The organism is Roseateles sp. P5_E4, from assembly GCF_054049255.1.
On the sequence record NZ_JBFUMS010000008.1, the window covers coordinates 250,072 to 267,276 of the forward strand.

Sequence of the window (17,205 nt, forward strand, 5' to 3'; positions counted from 1 at the left end):
CACGTTGCTGCCGTAAGTATTTGATTTGTTTGATTTTAGCGGCGGTAACGTGTGGCCGACGGGGCACAGCCCTGGCGGCCACAGGCGATGCAACGCGAAAGACGGCCGGCAGGTTTCCTCCCCGAGTGAGTGAACGGCCCGCTGCCCGACGCGGCAGAGCGATGACACAAGAACCCCGCGAGCCCCGCTGCCCTTGATTGTTTCAAGACACCCGGCGCCCGCAGACAACAAGGTTTCCATGGCGACAGAACGCCCAGGCCTAGGCCGACGCGAGCTGTCACCAGCGTCCAGCAGCCCACGCAGATGAGCATGCCCCTCCCCCCACACGCACCCCTGCGGCCCCGGCTAGATCCCGGTGTGGCCGCCCTGTTTCGGCCATTGGCCGGGCGGGTGCGCGCGGGAGCCGGCAGCTCGGCTCGCATGACAGCTGCTGCGGCGCACGCGCCAACGCCGACTGCACGCTGACCCCCACGGTCGGCCGCGCTTTCGGTCCAGGGCGATTCCTTCCTCGGTTCTCGAGTCATTGCCCGTGCATCTTGAGCCGCTTTCGGGCGGCGCGATGAACGTGCGCGTTTTGCGGCGGCTCAATGCCCGCCCGGCGCGTGAGGAGTGATGACATGAAACGCATGCTGATCAATGCGACGCAGCCGGAAGAGCGGCGCCTCGCAATCGTCGATGGCCAGAAACTGCTGGACTTCGAGACCGAAATCGAAGGCCGCGAGCAGCGCAAGGGCAATATCTACAAGGCCGTCGTGACGCGGGTCGAGCCCTCGCTCGAAGCCTGCTTCGTCGACTACGGCGAGGACCGCCACGGTTTCCTGCCGTTCAAGGAAATCTCGCGCCAGTTCTTCCGCGAAGGCACCGACGTCAAGAACGCGACCATCAAGGACGCGATCAAGGAAGGCCAGGAACTGCTGGTCCAGGTCGAGAAGGAAGAGCGCGGCAACAAGGGCGCGGCGCTGACCACCTTCGTGTCGCTGGCCGGGCGCTACCTGGTGCTGATGCCCAACAACCCGCGCGGCGGTGGCGTTTCGCGCCGCATCGAGGGCGAGGACCGCGAGGAGCTGAAGGAAAACCTCGACCAGCTCGAGTACCCCAAGGGCATGTCCCTGATCGCACGCACCGCCGGTATCGGCCGCACGGCGCCCGAGCTGCAGTGGGACTTGAACTACATGCTCAAGCTCTGGACCGCGATCGATGACGCGGCCAAGGGCGGCAAGGGCGCCTACCTGATCTACCAGGAAAGCAGCCTGGTCATCCGCGCGATCCGCGACTACTTCACGTCGGACATCGGCGAGATCCTGATCGACACGGACGACCTGTACGAGCAGGCCAGCCAGTTCATGAACCACGTGATGCCCGACCAGGGCCATCGCGTGAAGCGCTACCGCGACGACGCACCGCTGTTCAGCCGCTTCCAGATCGAGCACCAGATCGAGACGGCCTTCAGCCGCACGGTGAACCTGCCGTCCGGCGGCGCCATCGTCATCGACCACACCGAAGCCCTCGTGTCGGTCGACGTCAACTCGGCCCGCTCGACCCGCGGCACCGACATCGAAGAGACGGCCACCCGCACCAACCTCGAAGCGGCCGACGAAATCGCCCGCCAGATGCGCCTGCGCGACCTGGGCGGCCTGATCGTCGTCGACTTCATCGACATGGAGGAGAGCAAGAACCGCCGTGACGTGGAACAGCGCCTGCGCGACGCGCTGCGCCAGGACCGCGCCCGCGTGCAGTTCGCCTCCATCAGCAAGTTCGGCCTGCTCGAAATGAGCCGCCAGCGCCTGCGCCCGGCACTCAGCGAAGGCAACCACATCACCTGCCCGCGCTGCAACGGCACGGGCCACATCCGCGACACCGAGTCCTCGGCACTGCAAATCCTGCGCATGGTCCAGGAAGAGGCCATGAAGGACAACACCGCCGCCGTGCACGTGCAGGTGCCGGTGGAAGTGACCTCCTTCCTGCTGAACGAGAAGCGCACCGAGATCACCAAGATCGAACTCAAGCAGCGCGTCACCGTGCTGCTGGTGCCCAACAAGCACCTCGAGACGCCGAACTACAAGCTCGAGCGCCTGCGCCACGACGACCCGCGCCTGGAGAACCTGCAGGCCAGCTACACGATGATCGAGGAGCCGACCGACGAGGTCGGCATCACGCGTCGCGGCGACGTCGAGAAGAAGAACAAGCAGGAGCCGGTCATCAAGGGCATCCTGCCCGAGCAGCCCGCGCCGGTCGCCGCACCGAAGCCCGAGCCCGTCGCGGCCGCGCCCGCACCGGCGCCCGTCGTTGCGCCCCCGCCGCCAGCACCGCAGGCCAAGGGCTTCTTCAGCCGCCTGTTCAGCTTCTTCGGCGGTGGCGATGCCGCGCCGGCCCCGGCACCTGCTGTCCAGGCGCCCGCAGCGGCGCCTGCCGCAACGGACAAGCCCAAGCGCGAAGGCGGCCGTGATGGTCGCCGCGACGGTGGCCGCCGTGGTGAGCGCGGCGAGCGTGGCGAACGCGGTGAGCGCAACGAGCCGCGTGGCCAAGGTGGCCGCCGCGATGGCAAGCCGCAGGAAGCCCGCGGTGAGCGCGGCGAACGCGGTGACCGCAAGCCGCGCGCCGAAGGCGCTGACAAGCCTGAACAGCAGCAACGCCCGGAGCGCGGCGAGCGCACCGAACGTGGTGAGCGTGCTGAACGTGGTGAGCGCACCGAACGCGGTGGTGACCGCCCGGAGCGTGGTGAGCGCCGCCCGCGGGGCGAGCGCCAGGAGCGCCCGCCGGTCGAGACCGTGGCCGCCTTGCCGGTTGCCGCGCCGTTGAGCGAAGACTTGGCCGCCGTCCACGACGCGCCGCCGGCCTTTGTCGACAGCCAGGCCGAAGCCGCCCTGCCTCCGACTGGCGACACGCCGGCCGGTGAAGAGCGCCAGGGCCGTGGCCGCCGCCGTCGCCGTGGTGGCCGCGAGCGCGACGATCAGACGGGCACCGAAGGCACGGCAGAAGCCGGCGTCGAAGCACCGGCTGAAGTTGTTGCTGACGCAGGCGCCGAAACCACGCCGCCCGTCGAAGGTGATGACGCCGAGGGCCATGGCCGCGAAAGCCGCCGTCGCGGCGGTCGCAATCGCAACCGAGGCCGCCGTGAGGAAGGTGCCGTCGAAGGCCAGGAAGCCACTGCTGGCGAGGAGGCCGCTTCGGCCGCCGCGCCGATGCAGAGTTCGCTGATCGAAGACGCGATGGCCAATGCTGCTGCGCCGGTCCAGGCGCCCGCAGCCGTGGCCGCCGCGCCGGCTCCGGTCGCTGCACCTGCGCCGGCCCCGGCGCCGGTTGTCCAAGCCTTCAAGCTGCCGATGGGCGAGCTTCAATCCATCGCCGAAGGTGCCGGCCTGCAATGGGTCAACTCCGACGCCGACAAGATCGCCGCTGTGCAGGCCGCCATCGCGGCCGAGCCCGCACCGGCCCCGCTGGGCCGCGAGCCGGCAGCGGTCGCCGTTGTCGACGAGGGCCCGCTGGTGCTCGTGGAAACCCGCAAGGATCTCAGCCAGGTGAAGCTGCCTTTCGAGGCATGATTCGGGTCGGCTGATCCCACCCTCCAACGCCGCTCGGCCACAAGCCGGGCGGCGTTTCTCTTTTTCAGAGCCCCAACTCCGAGGCCCCCATGACGACCACTGTCACCGCAGACGCCGCCACCGCGGCAAGCCCCGCGGCCAAGATGCCGCCGCAGATCCCCTACATCATCGGCAACGAAGGATGCGAGCGCTTCAGCTTCTACGGCATGCGCAACATCCTGACGGTCTTCATGATGACCAGCCTGCTGCTGGCCATTCCCGAGGACCTGCGCAAGGCCGAGGCCAAGGAGGTGTTCCACACTTTCGTCATCGGTGTCTATTTCTTCCCGCTGCTGGGCGGTTGGCTGGCCGACCGCTTCTTCGGCAAGTACCCGACCATCTTCTGGTTCAGCATCCTGTACTGCGCGGGGCATGCCTGCCTGGCCCTGTTCGACGACAACATCCGGGGCTTCTACTTCGGCCTGTTCCTGATCTCGCTCGGCTCGGGTGGCATCAAGCCCTTGGTGAGTTCATTCGTTGGCGACCAGTTTGACAAGAGCAACCGGACGCTGGCGCAGAAGGTCTATGACGCCTTCTACTGGATCATCAACTTCGGCAGCTTCTTCGCGTCGCTGCTGATGCCCCTCATCCTGAAGAACTATGGCGCCAGCGTCGCCTTCGCGCTGCCGGGTCTGCTGATGCTGGCCGCCACCGTCATCCTGTGGAGCGGCCGCAAGAAGTATGTGCACCAGCCGGCGCGCGGCGCCAACCCGCACAGCTTTTTGAAGGTGGTTTGGACGGCCTTGAAGGCCGGCGGCGCTGGCGCCGCCGTGGCATCGCTTGGTCTCGTTGGTGCGGCCTACTCGCTGAGCCGCATCGATGGCCTGGGCCTCGTGCCGGCGGTCTGCCTGGCCCTCGTGCTGGTGATGGGCTTTGGCGGCGTGGGCGCGGCGATGCAGCTGGAGCGCGCGCGCGGCGTGCATCCGGACGAGGCTGTCGACGGTGTGCGTAGCGTGCTGCGCGTGCTGGTGCTGTTCGCGCTGGTCACGCCGTTCTGGTCGCTGTTCGACCAGAAGGCCTCGACCTGGGTGCTGCAAGCCGATCAGATGGCCAAGCCCGCCTGGTTCCAGTCGTCCATGATGCAGGCGCTGAACCCGGCGCTGGTGATGATCCTGATCCCCTTCAACAACCTGGTGCTCTATCCCACGCTGCAACGCATGGGCCTGCAGGTGACGGCACTGCGCCGCATGGGCGCAGGCATCGCGCTGGCGGGTGCGGCCTGGATCGTCGCCGGCGTGTTGCAGCTGTGGCTGGACGAAGGCACGACGGTCAGCATCGTCTGGCAGATGCTGCCCTATGCGCTGCTGACGCTGGGCGAGGTGCTGGTCTCGGCCACCGGGCTGGAGTTCGCCTACAGCCAGGCACCGCTGTCCATGAAGGGCACGATCATGAGCTTCTGGAGCCTGTCGGTGACCATCGGCAACCTGTGGGTGCTGCTGTCCAACGTCAGCATCAAGAGCCCGGCGGCGCTGCAGGCGATCAAGTCGACCGGCTACAGCGAGACCGCCTGCCTGATGTTCTTCTTCGCCGGCTTCGCGCTCGTGGCCGCGACCCTGTTTGCGCTCGTGGCAAGGCGCTATCCGATGCTGAACAATTACCGCAGCTGAAGTGCGGCGGTGAATAGCCACCTTGGTTTCAGCGCCTGGCTCAGTAAGCTGCGCGGCACATGACAGACGCTCAAAATCGCCGCCCCTACGTCGATCCCACGCTGGTCGATCACCATGCACCACGCGCCGCGCCTGAGCCGGCGCCCGAAGCTGCGGCCTGGCAGCAGTCCTCGAACCGCCCGCGTCCGGCGGGCGCCCGGTCGCCGCGCACCCGCGTGATCCGCGAATCCAAGCGCGGCTACTTCGCCCGCCACTGGCATGGCGAGATGAGCCTGGTGCGCAGCTACTGGGTCAACAACTTCCTCGTCGCCACGCCACTGGCTTTCCTGCTGACGGGCCTGATGACCTGGATCAGCGTCAAGGGCGACTCGCTACAGGTCAGCGCCATCTCGCTGCTGGTGACCATGCCGCTGCTGCTGGCGCTGAACCTGTGGTGCATCGTCGGCGCCTGGCGTGCCGCGGCCAACTATCTGCGCGAAAGCGGCTCGGCACTCTGGGGGTGGCTGGCGCGCATCACGCTGGCGCTCAGCACCCTGCAGTTGTTGGCCTCGGTGGTGTTCGGCTTCCTGCCCAGCGTGGGCGAGTACTGGTCCATGGCCCGCGGCGTCGACCCGCTGGGGCAGGCCAAGTTCAGCTTCTCCGCCGATGGCCGCAGCCTGCGGCTGGATGGTGTCATCGGCATGGGCGACGGCGAGCGACTGCGCCAACTGCTGAACAGCGAGGCAGCACGGGACCTCAAGCGCGTGGAACTGGCGTCACCTGGCGGCCGCGTGCGCGAGGCTGAGCGCATGGCCGCGGCCTTGAAGGCGCGCGGCCAGGCCAGCCGCGCGGTGGGCACCTGCGCCAGCGCCTGCACCCTTGTCTTCCTGGCCGGGCAGCCCCGCCATATGACGGCCACGGGCGAGCTGGGCTTCCATCGCGCATCCACCGGCACCTACAACCCGGTCTTCGAGGAACTGGCCAACCAGCAATTGGCCAAGACCTACACCGAGCTGGGCCTGCCACAGCCCATGATCGACAAGACGCTGCGTACGCCGTCGCGCAGCATGTGGTTCGTGCCGCGCGACGAGCTGGTCTCCTACGCCTTGATCGCGCCAGCGCCACCCACACTGGCGGTGCCACTGCCGGCCGCCAATGCCACGCTGGCCGATTTCGACGATGCATTGCACATGCACCCCGTGTGGGAGGCGCTGGACAAGCGCACCCCAGGCACCGTGGACGACATCGCCAAGCGCATGCTGGCCGCCCACCAGGCCGGCGCCAGCGAGGAGGAGGTGCAAGCCACCGTGCTGTCGCCCCTGGCCCGCCAGATGCCGGATCTGCTCGGCGGCACCGACGCCGTGTTGCGCCACCGCTATGTGCAACTGGTGTCCGACCAGCTGAAGGCCCTGCGCACACCACCCGCGGGCGTCAGTGCCGGGGCCTGCCGCGACCTGCTCGACGGGCGCATGGGCGTGCGCCCGCAGCTCCCGCAGGCCTTACAGGTGCGCGAAGCCCAATGGCTGCAGGACGTGGCCAATGGCACGCTGCCACACCGGCAGCCCAAGCCGGTCAGCGCCCTTGAGATCGAGGTCCTTGAGCGCACCGTGGGGCCGACGGCCATGGGCATGCTATCGCGCCTGTGGGTCGACGCGCCCGAGGCGGCCAAACCCAGCGTCGCTGCCAGCTGCGACCCCGCCATCGCCATGCTGGACCGCCTGCAGGGCCAGCCCCCGGCCCGCCGGGACCTGGCGGAGCGGCTGCTCTTCCAGCCATCGCGCTGATCAGGACCGCATAAGTTCGCTTGGGTGAAATTACCCAGGCCAGCTGATGCCGGTCGTCCCTTCGCCCTTTCTACGATACCGCTCGGTTGCCAATTCGGCACCGCTTTTCATGGAGTTGCTTTCGTGACCATCGCCTCCCCGCTGCGCCTGCCTTTGCTTGGCGCCCTGCTCGGCCTCAACCTCGCCGCCCAGGCGGCACCGAGCGCGCCCGCCGCCGTCAGCTTCGACACCACGCCGCGTGCCGGCCAGCATCAACGACAGCGGATCGACCTGCAAGCCGTCATGAAGATGCGCGTCGAGGCCGGCCCCGACGCGACGGACGAGCAGCGCGCCAAGGCGGCCCAAGCCGCCGAGGGCATGGCGCTGATGGGGCCGATGAAGATGAGCATGCACATGGAGCAGACCATGCAGGTCGGCGCTGCGGACACCGCGGGCTGGCTGCCGCTGAGCTTGGCGGTCGGCGCCAAGGGCGGCAGCGTGGAAATCGGTGGCAAGCCCACACCGCTGCCCAACCTCGGCAAGACCGACATGCGCATTGCAGCGCGCTTCAACCCCAAGGACTTCGGCTTCGAGGTGCAGAAGGTCGAGGGCGGTTCACCCGAGCTGAGCGAGGCCATGAGCAATCAGGGCAAGGCCGCGATCAGCGAGTCCCTGCAACTGCTCAAGGCCCTGAGCCAGCGCCCACTGAAGGTCGGCGACAGCGTCGAGGTGCCGCTGAACATGGCCCTGCCCATGCCGCTGCCAGGCGGCGCCGGCGGCATGCAAGGCCTGGTGCGCTACACGCTGGCCCGCGTGGACAAGGGTGTGGCGCATTTCGACCTGAGCATGGATCTCAACATGAACATCGACACCCCGCTGCCAAGGCCCGCGGCTGCTGCATCCGCGGCCAGCGGCGCGGCCGCGGACGCTGCACCGCCGATGCTGCACATGCAGATCACGGGTGGTGGCAAAGGCACGAGCTCGCTGCGCCTGGCCGACCGCCTGCCGCTGGCCAGCCAGCTCGCCATGGACATGAAAATGACGATGAACGGGCCCGACAACGGCCGGATGTTCATGGACATGGACATGGTCGTGCAGTCCAAGGGCGAGTCCCTCGCCAAGCCCGCTGCCGCCAAGCCAGCGGTCAAGAAGGCGCCCTGAGCGGGGGCGCCAGGACTCGACTCTAAGGCGCCGCCCTCTCCACGACGACAAAGGCGACGGCATAGTCCTGCTCGTCGCTGACCGTCACATGGGCGCGCAGGCCCCGGGCGGCGAACCAATCAGCCAGCGCCCCATGCAATGCGATCTCGGGCTTGCCGCTGGGTGCCTTGACGACCTCCATGGCCCGCCAGGTCATGGGCATGCGCATTCCCATGCCAATGGCCTTGGAGAAGGCCTCCTTGGCGGCGAAGCGCGTTGCCAGATAGGCCTCGCCGCGCGCGTCGACCTTGGCACGGCGCTCCCTGAAGACGGTCAGCTCGTGCGGGCCCAGCACCTTCTCGGCAAAGCGCTCACCGCGCCGCGCGAGCGTGGCTCGGATGCGGCGGATGTCGCAGACGTCGGTGCCGATGCCGTAAATCACTGGTACGCCGTGGCAATGACCTGTTGATAGCCGCGCACCGTATCGGCGTAGCCCAGCTCCAATGCATCGGCTATCAGGGCATGGCCGATGGACACTTCCTGTACACCCGGGACATGGCGCAGGAACAGGCTGAGGTTGTCGCGATTCAGGTCGTGGCCGGCATTGATGCCCAGGCCGACCCTGAGCGCCGCCTCGGCCGTGGCCGTGAAACCGGCCAGCACGGCGTCCTGGCGTTCGGTACCGAAGGCGCTGGCAAAGGTCTCGGTATAGAGCTCGATGCGATCCGCGCCCAGCTCGGCCACGGCCGCCATCGCGGCCGGATGCGGGTCCATGAAGAGGCTGACGCGCACACCCAGGCTTTGCGCTTCACGGATCAACGGCTTCAGTCGCCCGGCGTCCTGCGGCAGCGTCCAGCCATGGTCGGACGTGAACTGCTCTTCCGAGTCCGGCACGAAGGTGACCTGATGGGGCCGGTGCTTGCGCACGAAGTCCATCAGGTTCTGCGTCGGGTTGCCCTCGATGTTGAACTCGGCCTGGGGCCAGTCCTTCAGGAAGGCAGCGAGGTCGTCGACGTCGCCGGCACGGATGTGCCGCGCATCGGGGCGGGGGTGGACAGTGATGCCCTGGGCGCCTGCCAGCAGGCATTGCTCCGAAGCACGCAGCACACTGGGAATGCCCAGGTGGCGGGTGTTGCGCAGCAGCGCGACCTTGTTGACGTTAACGGACAGCGCGCAGCGGGCGCCGGCGTGGGCAAGCGGGTTCATGCCCCCATCGTAGTGGAGCGTCACAACCCCTGGCGCGTCAGGGGGAGGTGCTGAGCACCATCAGCAGTCCGTCGCGCACGTCACCACCGGCCGGCAGCCAGACGACCGAGAAACCGCGCTTCGCGTCCCCGGCGGCCGTGAAGCGCTGCTGCCAGGCCGGGTTGCCGGTCTCCACGCGGCCGGCACTGGCGGCGAGCTTCCAGGCCGGCGTGGCAGCCTGCTGGTAATGGCCCAGCACGACCTCCCAGGCGGTATCGCCGGGCAGCCGGTAGAGCTGGGTGTCCACGACCCGCGCCTGCATCGCCTTGCTGACAACCACGTTGGCACGGCGAGCGGCGGACAGCGAAGGCTCACCGAAATGATCCCAGTCCACCGCCACGGCGCCGGCCGGCGGAGTGGGCAGCGCCACGACCGGCGTTGCGGTGGCGGCGGTGCTCATCATCAGCAAGCCCAGGCCGGCGAGCAGGCAGGCGCGGCGGGCCGGGTCGGTGGGAAGTTGGGACTCATGGCTTGGCATGTTCGCGGGTGACGATCCAGGTGCCGTTGAAGGCCGCACCGGCGCCGCTGCTGGCGGCCTGCTCCAGATCGGGACGGCCGTTGGGCAGGGTGCGCGTGGCGACGCTGGGCACCAGCGCCCAGAATAGCTTGTCGTCGGCACTGACCTGGTCGCTGATCTTGGCGTCCATGGCGGCCTTGACGCCGAACTGGGTCCATTCCTTCAGCACCGAGGCGGCGATGCCCACGGCCGGATTGGCACGGCCCGCGGTCTTGTCGACAACCGTCAGCACGCTCTTCAGCGTCGCATTGATCAGGTCGCCCTGCTCCTTCGCGTCCTTGGTGATGTCCTTGACCGCTGCGCTCACGGCGCCGGCGTAGTAGCCGGCCGTCTCCGCGTTGACGAAGCGCTGGCCGCCACCGGGAGCAGCAGTCTGGGCCTCGAAGCGCGCGGCCGGGTTCTCGTTCTTGCCGTTGCCCAGCGAGATCTGCGCCTGGATCTCGCCCAGGGTGTTGAAGTCCTTGGCGTTCAGCGAAGCCTTGGCATAGGCCGCCAGCGCCGAGCCGTTGGCCGTTTCGCGGTTGGCGGCCAGTTCGCGCATGACGCCATTGGTGTCGCTCAGGATCAGCTGGCCCATGCTGCGCCGCACGTTCTCGGCGGCGTCGGGCCGGCCGCGGCCCGCCAGATCGGTCATCACCGAAGCGGCGTCGGCGAAGACGCGGGCCTTGGTGTCGGCATCACCGATGCCGCTGGCGACCTTGAGCAACTGCTCCAGCGACTTGGTGTCGGTGCGCACCGCGCCGACGCCGCCACCCATGCCACCCGCGACGAGGAGGGTCTCGTTGGTGGCCGCCTTCAGTACCGCCTGGCGCTGCTCGGGCAGCAGGCCCTGCAGGGCCTGCTGGGCGGTGGCGGAATCCATGCTGCCGATCACCTCGGCGATCGCGCGAGCCTGCGGATCGTGCAGGCGCGACTCGTTCATCGTGTCGATGGCAGTTTGGTCTGTCGAGGCGCCGGCCAGCTGTTTGACGAAGTCGAGCTTGGTCTGGCTGCTGCCATGCTGACCGACGGCGGCGGCCAGGTCGGTGATGTTGTCGTCGGACAGCAGGCGGTCGCGCGAGGTCTGGCGGCCGGTGGTGCGGTCGAATGCCTGTGACAGCTTGGCCAGATCAGCGCCGCTGAGGTCGCGGGCCATCTCGTTGAAGAAGTCGCGCCGCTCGCCCTGGCTCAGCCCGCCATTGCCGAACCAGGAGTCGTCGTTCATCTCGTCGGCGATCTGGCGCAACTCGTCCGCGCCGAGCTTCGCCATGACCGCCCGGCTGTCCGCCGCGTCGAGGTTGGACAGGATGGACTTGACGCTCTTGATGTCGCCGTTGGTGACGGGGTTGAACCAGCCCGTCTCCATGTGGTGGCGGATGTCCTTGACGGCGTTGTCGACGGTGTTGGGCGGCATGGTGGGCTCTCGGTCGGATTGCAAGGCGCCGGGCAGTCATGCAGCACCAGCTCATGCCGCGCATTCTTGGCAGTACCTGGCCGCGCCGAAAGCTGCGTCTGGCCCTAGCCGCGGCGCAACCCTAGCTGCGGCTGACCCTAGCCCCGTCCAGCAATTGCTGCACGTCGACCATCAGCGAGCGGGTACGCAGCTGCTGGTGGCCAAGGTGGTAGTGGAGCAAGCCGCGCAGCGTGGTCTTCAGGCCTTGCAGCTCCACCGCGCAGGCCTGACGCAGCGCGGCGGGGCTGCCGTGCAGCAGCGCGGCCTGGAGCTGGATGAGCAGCGTGCCGGGCAAGCTGGCGTCGCTGGTGGGCGGGATGAGGCCGGACTCGGGCGAGAGCTGGTAGCGGCGCGCGGGGTCGATGGCAGTCTGCGTGGTCGTGACGACGCTGAGGTCGGGCAGCAGGCCCAGCTCGGCCAGCAGCCTGATCTCGAAGGCACGCAGCGCCGCGTCGCCCTCGGCCAGATGGGCCAGCGTGTCGGCGTACGCGTCGAAGAGCTGGGGATGCGGGTCGTGGCGGGCCAGCAGCTTCATCAGCAGCTCATTCAGGTAGTAGCCCGAGAACAGCGCCGCACCCGCCGGCAGGGTCGCACCGCCGCCCCACTCCGCGCTGCGCAGGGTCTGCACCTCACCACCCTCCGCCTTGGCGGGCTTGGAGAGACTGACAGAGATGCGCTGCAACGGCAGCAGTACGGCGCGCAGCTGCGAGTAGGGCCGTTTGGCGCCCTTGGCCGCGACGGCGAGCCGGCCGGACTCGCGCGTGAACAGGTCGAGGATGAGGCTGGACTCGCTCCAGTCGTGCTGGTGCAGCACGTAGGCCTGCTGGACCGCAGGCGGGCGCGTCAGCCGCATCGGCTCGGCCGATGAACAAAGCCACAGAGACACAGAGGCACAGAGAAATTCAAGGTTTTCCTCTGTGTCTCCGTGCCTCTGTGGCCGTGTTGTCTTTGACGATCACTCGTAGCCGTAGCTGCGCAAATGCTCTTCGGTATCCGCCCAGCCCGAGCGCACCTTGACCCACAGCTCCAGGAAGACTCGGCCATCCATCAGATGCTCCAGCTCCTGGCGCGACTCCGAACCGATGCGCTTCAGGCGCTCGCCGCCCTGGCCGATGATCATGCCTTTGTGGGCGTCGCGCTCGACGACGATGCTGGCGCTGATGCGGCGCAGCTCGCCCTCCTCTTCCCACTTGTCGATGATGACGGTGGATGTATAGGGCAGTTCGTCACCGGTCAGGCGAAACAGCTTCTCGCGGATGATTTCGCTGGCAAGGAACTTCTCGCTGCGGTCGGTCAACGCATCCTCTTCGTAGAACCAGCCCTGCTCGGGCAGATAAGGCTTGAGGATCTTGAAGAGGCGGGTGACGTCGGATTCCTTCTTGGCCGACAGCGGCACGAACTCGCTGAAGTTGCGGCGCTCCTGCATGCCCTTGAGCCAGGGGGCCAGCTCCGCGCGGCGGTGCACGGCATCCAGTTTGTTGGCGATCAGCACGACCGGCTTGTCTTCGGGCAGCAGGCCCAGTACCTTGGCGTCATCCAGGCCAAAGCGGCCGGCCTCGACGACGAAGAGCACGAGGTCAACGTCGGCCAGCACGCCGTGTACGGTGCGGTTGAGCGTGCGGTTGAGCGCGGCGTTGTGCTTGGTCTGAAAGCCGGGCGTGTCAACGAAGACGAACTGCGCCTCCTCGACAGTGCGCACGCCGGTGATGCGGTGGCGCGTCGTCTGGGCCTTGTCGGACGTGATGCTGACCTTCTGCCCGACCAGGGCGTTCAGCAACGTGGATTTGCCGACATTGGGGCGACCGACGATGGCGATGAGGCCACAACGCTGGGGAGGACCGTCAGCGGTGGCAGCGGCAGGGGGTACAGCGTCGGTGGTCATGATTTGCCTCGTTCGGCGGTGAGTCTATCCAGCAGGCGGCTGGCAGCCTCCTGCTCGGCGGTGCGGCGGGAGCGGCCTTCGCCGAGTTCGGCCACGTCCAGGGCCGGCACCGCACATTCGACCTCAAAGGTCTGGGCATGGGCCTGGCCGCGCGTCGCGACGATACGGTAGCTGGGTACGGCGATGCGGCGGGCCTGCAGCCATTCCTGCAACGCGGTCTTGGCGTCCTTGGCGAAGTCGCCGGCGCTGGTGGCGGTCGTGATGGTCTCGCCGAGCAGGCGGCGCACGATGGCCAAAGCAGCGTCGTAGCCAGCGTCGATGTAGGCCGCGCCCAGCACGGCCTCGACAGCGTCGGCCAGGATGGACGGGCGCTGCGCGCCGCCGCCACGGGCTTCGCCGTCGGACATCTTCAGCACCGCCGGCAAGCCCATGGCCAGCGCCAACTTGTGCAGGCTTTCCTCGCGCACGAGATGGGCGCGCACGCGGGTCAGGTCGCCTTCGTCGGAGCCGGCATAGCGCTCGTACAGCAGGCTGGATACAGCCAGGCTGAGCACGGCGTCGCCGAGAAACTCCAGGCGCTCGTTGTGATCGGCACCGTAGCTGCGATGAGTCAGGGCGCGTGCCAGTAGTTCGGGTCGCTGGAAACGATGGCCCAGGCGCTGTTGCAGGGCCTCAAGCACGGCGCTCATCGAAGCGGAAGCAAGGTCAACGCGACTTGCCGTGGTACTTGATCAGCAGGTAGACCGGCCCAAAGAGGTCGATCTCCTTGTCCCAGGCGAACTCGATGACGACACGGTCATTGGCGTCCTTGGTGACGACGAGGTCGCTGCTCTTGACGCTCTGGATGGAGTATTCGACCTGGGTGGCCTTGTCGAACTCCTGGCGCACCTGCGGCACGGTGGCGGGGTTGCCGGCCGCGATGCGGTCAACCACGCGCTGCACGGTGAAGTACTCCAGCACGGTGGGAAAGACCTTCATGCCGACAACGACCGTGACGGCGACGATGACCCCCCAGAACAACAGGCCGAACAGCGTGACGCCACGCTGGCGGCGAGAGGAGGTCGGCGACGAAAGGCGGCTGCTGCTCATCTGTGTGTCAATTGAAGAAGGTACCGATGCGCTTGAGGTTACCGAAATTCATCCACACCAAGAAGGCCTTGCCGACGATGTTTTCATCCGGCACGAATCCCCAGAAGCGCGAATCGCGCGAGTTGTCGCGGTTGTCGCCCAGCATGAAGTAGTGTCCGGCAGGCACCTTGCAGGTTACGCCCTCGATGGTGTAGCGGCAATTCTCCTGGAAAGGGAAGGGGCCGTCGGCACGGTCGGCACGGAAGAAGGTCTGGGCCTGCGGCTGCACGAGGATCTCGTGCTCCTTGTCGCCGAGCTTCTCCAGGAAGCGGGGTCGGTAGACGCGCGGCGAGCCGCTATCGTCATAGAAATTGCCCTGGGGCTGCACCGGCGCGGCCTGGCCGTTGATGTAGAGCTTCTGGTTGACGTAGCTGATCTCGTCGCCCGGGATGCCGGCCACACGCTTGATGAAGTCGGTGCTCGGGTCTTCGGGGTAGCGGAAGACCATCACATCGCCACGCTTGACGTCATTGTTCGGGATGATCTTCTTGTTGATCACCGGCAGGCGGATGCCGTAGTGGAACTTGTTGACCAGGATGAGGTCACCGACCAGCAGCGTCGGCACCATCGAGCCCGATGGGATCTTGAACGGCTCGAACAGGAAGCTGCGCAGCAGGAAGACGACGAGGATGACCGGGAACAGGCCGGCGGTCCAGTCCAGCCACCAGGGCTGCTGCAGGATTTGCTGGCGGGCGGGCTCCACGTCGCCATCCACCCGGGCGATGCCCTGAGCAGCCAGGTTCTCGCGGCGCTTGGCGTCGTTGGACACCAGCGCGTCGGCTGCAGCGCGGCGTGCCGGCGCGAAATGAAAGCGCTCGGCCAGCCAGTAGAACAGCGTCACCGCCGTCAGGACAAAGAGCAGCAGCGCGAAGTTGCCGTTCCATCGGCCGGCGTACCAGCCGCCCAAGTAGGCCACCAGGGCCGCATACAAAACGCCGGTGAGAACGCTCATCGATTGAAGGGGCATGGGGAGTTAATCGTCGACTTGCAGGATGGCGAGGAAGGCTTCTTGCGGCACTTCCACGGAGCCGATCTGCTTCATGCGCTTCTTGCCGGCCTTTTGCTTTTCCAGCAGCTTGCGCTTGCGGGTGATGTCACCACCGTAGCATTTTGCCAGCACGTTCTTGCGCAGCGCCTTGATGTTCTCGCGGGCGATGATGTTGGCGCCGATGGCGGCCTGGATGGCCACGTCGTACATCTGGCGCGGGATCTGCTCGCGCATCTTGGCGGCCACGCCGCGGCCGCGGTACTGGCTCTGGCTGCGATGCACGATCATGGACAGCGGGTCGACCTTCTCGCCGTTGATCATGATGTCGACCTTGACGACGTCGGCCGCGCGGTATTCCTTGAACTCGTAGTCCATGGACGCGTAGCCGCGCGAGGCGCTCTTGAGCTTGTCGAAGAAGTCCAGCACGATCTCGGCCAGCGGGATCTCGTAGGTCAGCATGACCTGCTTGCCGTGATAGGCCATGTTGAGCTGCACGCCGCGCTTCTGATTGGCCAGCGTCATGACGACGCCGACGTAATCCTGCGGCATGTAGAGGTGCACCGTGACGATGGGCTCACGGATCTCCTTCATGCGGCCGATCTCGGGCATCTTGGACGGGTTCTCGACCTGGATGACCTCGCCGTCGTTCATCTCGACTTCGTAGATGACGCTGGGCGCGGTGGTGACGAGATCCTGGTCGAACTCGCGCTCCAGCCGCTCCTGCACGATCTCCATGTGCAGCAGGCCCAGGAAGCCGCAGCGAAAGCCAAAGCCCAGCGCCTGGCTGACCTCGGGCTCGTAGCGCAGCGACGAGTCGTTGAGGCTGAGTTTTTCCAGCGCATCGCGCAGCTGGTCGTACTCACTGGCCTCGGTCGGATACAGGCCCGCGAAGACCTGAGGCTGGATTTCCTTGAAGCCGGGTAAGGCCTCGGTGGCCGGGCCGGCATTGTTGGGCAGCTTCTTTTCCAGCGTGACGGTGTCGCCGACCTTGGCCGCCGCCAGCTCCTTGATGCCGCAGATGATGAAGCCCACCTCGCCGGCCTTCAAGCCATCGCGGTTCTCGCTCTTGGGCGTGAACACCCCCATGTGCTCGATCGGGTACACCGTGTTGGTGTTCATCATGCGGATGCGCTCGCCCTTCTTGAGCTCACCATCCACCACGCGCACCAGCATGACGACGCCGACGTAGTTGTCGAACCAGGCGTCGATGATCATCGCGCGCGGCGGGCCGTCCGGGTTGCCGCGCGGCGCCGGCATGCGGGCAATGACGGCCTCGATGATCTCGTCGATGCCCATGCCGGTCTTGGCCGAGCAAGGAATCGCGTCATCGGCGTCAATGCCGATGACGTCCTCGATCTCCGCCTTGGCGTTCTCTGGGTCGGCGGATGCCAGGTCCATCTTGTTCAGCACCGGCACGACCTGGACGCCCAGGTCCAGCGCCGTGTAGCAGTTGGCCACCGTCTGCGCCTCGACACCTTGCGAGGCATCGACGACGAGCAGCGCGCCTTCGCAGGCCGACAGCGAACGGCTGACTTCATAAGAGAAGTCCACATGCCCCGGCGTGTCGATCAGATTGAGGTTGTAGATCTGGCCGTCCTTGGCCTTGTACTGGAGTGCCGCGGTTTGCGCCTTGATCGTGATGCCGCGCTCACGCTCGAGATCCATCGAGTCCAGCACCTGCGCTTCCATCTCGCGATCGCTCAAGCCGCCGCAGCGCTGAATGATGCGGTCGGCCAACGTGCTCTTGCCGTGGTCGATGTGGGCAATGATGGAGAAGTTGCGGATGTGATTCATGGAGATCGGGGGCACGCCAACGGAGCAGGACACAACGGCGAAGGCCGTTGCAGCGCAAGCTCACATCGCTTGCGATGTGAAGCCGCGAAGCGGCGTGCTACAGCTAAAAAAAAGGCACGTCGAAGAGGCGACGTGCCTTCCAACAAAAG

14 protein-coding genes are annotated in these 17,205 nt (G+C 66.9%); 4 read left to right on the forward strand and 10 right to left on the reverse strand.

Annotated elements, in window-relative coordinates; all coding sequences use genetic code 11:
* Positions 1 to 617: 617 nt before the first annotated feature.
* The 4 genes from ACXJLH_RS17270 (at position 618) to ACXJLH_RS17285 (ending at position 8,091) form a co-directional block, all read left to right on the forward strand.
* Positions 618 to 3,542, forward strand: a complete 2,925-nt coding sequence (locus ACXJLH_RS17270; protein WP_457445497.1) for an Rne/Rng family ribonuclease — start codon at positions 618 to 620, stop codon at positions 3,540 to 3,542.
* Between the two features lie 89 nt (positions 3,543 to 3,631).
* Positions 3,632 to 5,188 carry a POT-type proton-dependent oligopeptide transporter gene (locus tag ACXJLH_RS17275; RefSeq protein ID WP_056204202.1) on the forward strand — a complete coding sequence of 519 codons (1,557 nt, stop codon included), beginning with the start codon at positions 3,632 to 3,634 and terminating at the stop codon, positions 5,186 to 5,188.
* A 59-nt stretch (positions 5,189 to 5,247) separates the two neighbouring features.
* Entirely contained in the window at positions 5,248 to 6,951 is a 1,704-nt protein-coding gene (locus tag ACXJLH_RS17280; RefSeq protein ID WP_056204205.1) for a COG3904 family protein, read from the forward strand.
* Positions 6,952 to 7,074: 123 nt separating this feature from the next.
* Positions 7,075 to 8,091, forward strand: a complete 1,017-nt coding sequence (locus tag ACXJLH_RS17285; protein ID WP_457445499.1) for a hypothetical protein — start codon at positions 7,075 to 7,077, stop codon at positions 8,089 to 8,091.
* Positions 8,092 to 8,113: 22 nt separating this feature from the next.
* Here ACXJLH_RS17285 and acpS read toward each other — a convergent pair whose 3' ends face one another.
* The 10 genes from acpS to lepA form a co-directional block, all read right to left on the reverse strand.
* Entirely contained in the window at positions 8,114 to 8,512 is a 399-nt protein-coding gene (gene acpS, locus ACXJLH_RS17290; protein ID WP_457445501.1) for a holo-ACP synthase, read from the reverse strand.
* Entirely contained in the window at positions 8,509 to 9,276 is a 768-nt protein-coding gene (locus tag ACXJLH_RS17295) for a pyridoxine 5'-phosphate synthase (RefSeq protein WP_457445503.1), read from the reverse strand. Before ACXJLH_RS17295 ends, acpS begins: the two co-directional genes overlap by 4 nt.
* Positions 9,277 to 9,313: 37 nt before the next feature.
* A complete protein-coding gene (locus ACXJLH_RS17300) occupies positions 9,314 to 9,793 on the reverse strand; it encodes a hypothetical protein (protein WP_457322317.1) in 480 nt (159 codons plus the stop codon).
* A complete protein-coding gene (locus ACXJLH_RS17305; protein ID WP_457445505.1) occupies positions 9,780 to 11,225 on the reverse strand; it encodes a hypothetical protein in 1,446 nt (481 codons plus the stop codon). Before ACXJLH_RS17305 ends, ACXJLH_RS17300 begins: the two co-directional genes overlap by 14 nt.
* 121 nt (positions 11,226 to 11,346) lie before the next feature.
* Positions 11,347 to 12,117, reverse strand: coding sequence for a DNA repair protein RecO (gene recO / locus ACXJLH_RS17310; protein WP_457390590.1), 771 nt, complete (start codon positions 12,115 to 12,117; stop codon positions 11,347 to 11,349).
* A gap of 102 nt (positions 12,118 to 12,219) precedes the next feature.
* Entirely contained in the window at positions 12,220 to 13,146 is a 927-nt protein-coding gene (gene era / locus ACXJLH_RS17315) for a GTPase Era (RefSeq protein WP_457355642.1), read from the reverse strand.
* Positions 13,143 to 13,835, reverse strand: coding sequence for a ribonuclease III (rnc, locus tag ACXJLH_RS17320; protein WP_056204240.1), 693 nt, complete (start codon positions 13,833 to 13,835; stop codon positions 13,143 to 13,145). The genes era and rnc overlap by 4 nt, the downstream gene beginning before the upstream one ends.
* A 16-nt stretch (positions 13,836 to 13,851) precedes the next feature.
* Complete coding sequence (locus ACXJLH_RS17325; RefSeq protein ID WP_457445507.1) at positions 13,852 to 14,235, reverse strand: DUF4845 domain-containing protein; 384 nt, start codon at positions 14,233 to 14,235, stop codon at positions 13,852 to 13,854.
* Between the two features lie 7 nt (positions 14,236 to 14,242).
* Positions 14,243 to 15,226, reverse strand: coding sequence for a signal peptidase I (gene lepB / locus ACXJLH_RS17330; RefSeq protein ID WP_082533020.1), 984 nt, complete (start codon positions 15,224 to 15,226; stop codon positions 14,243 to 14,245).
* Positions 15,227 to 15,247: 21 nt separating this feature from the next.
* Positions 15,248 to 17,056, reverse strand: a complete 1,809-nt coding sequence (gene lepA / locus ACXJLH_RS17335) for a translation elongation factor 4 (RefSeq protein WP_056204249.1) — start codon at positions 17,054 to 17,056, stop codon at positions 15,248 to 15,250.
* Between the last annotated feature and the right edge of the window lie 149 nt (positions 17,057 to 17,205).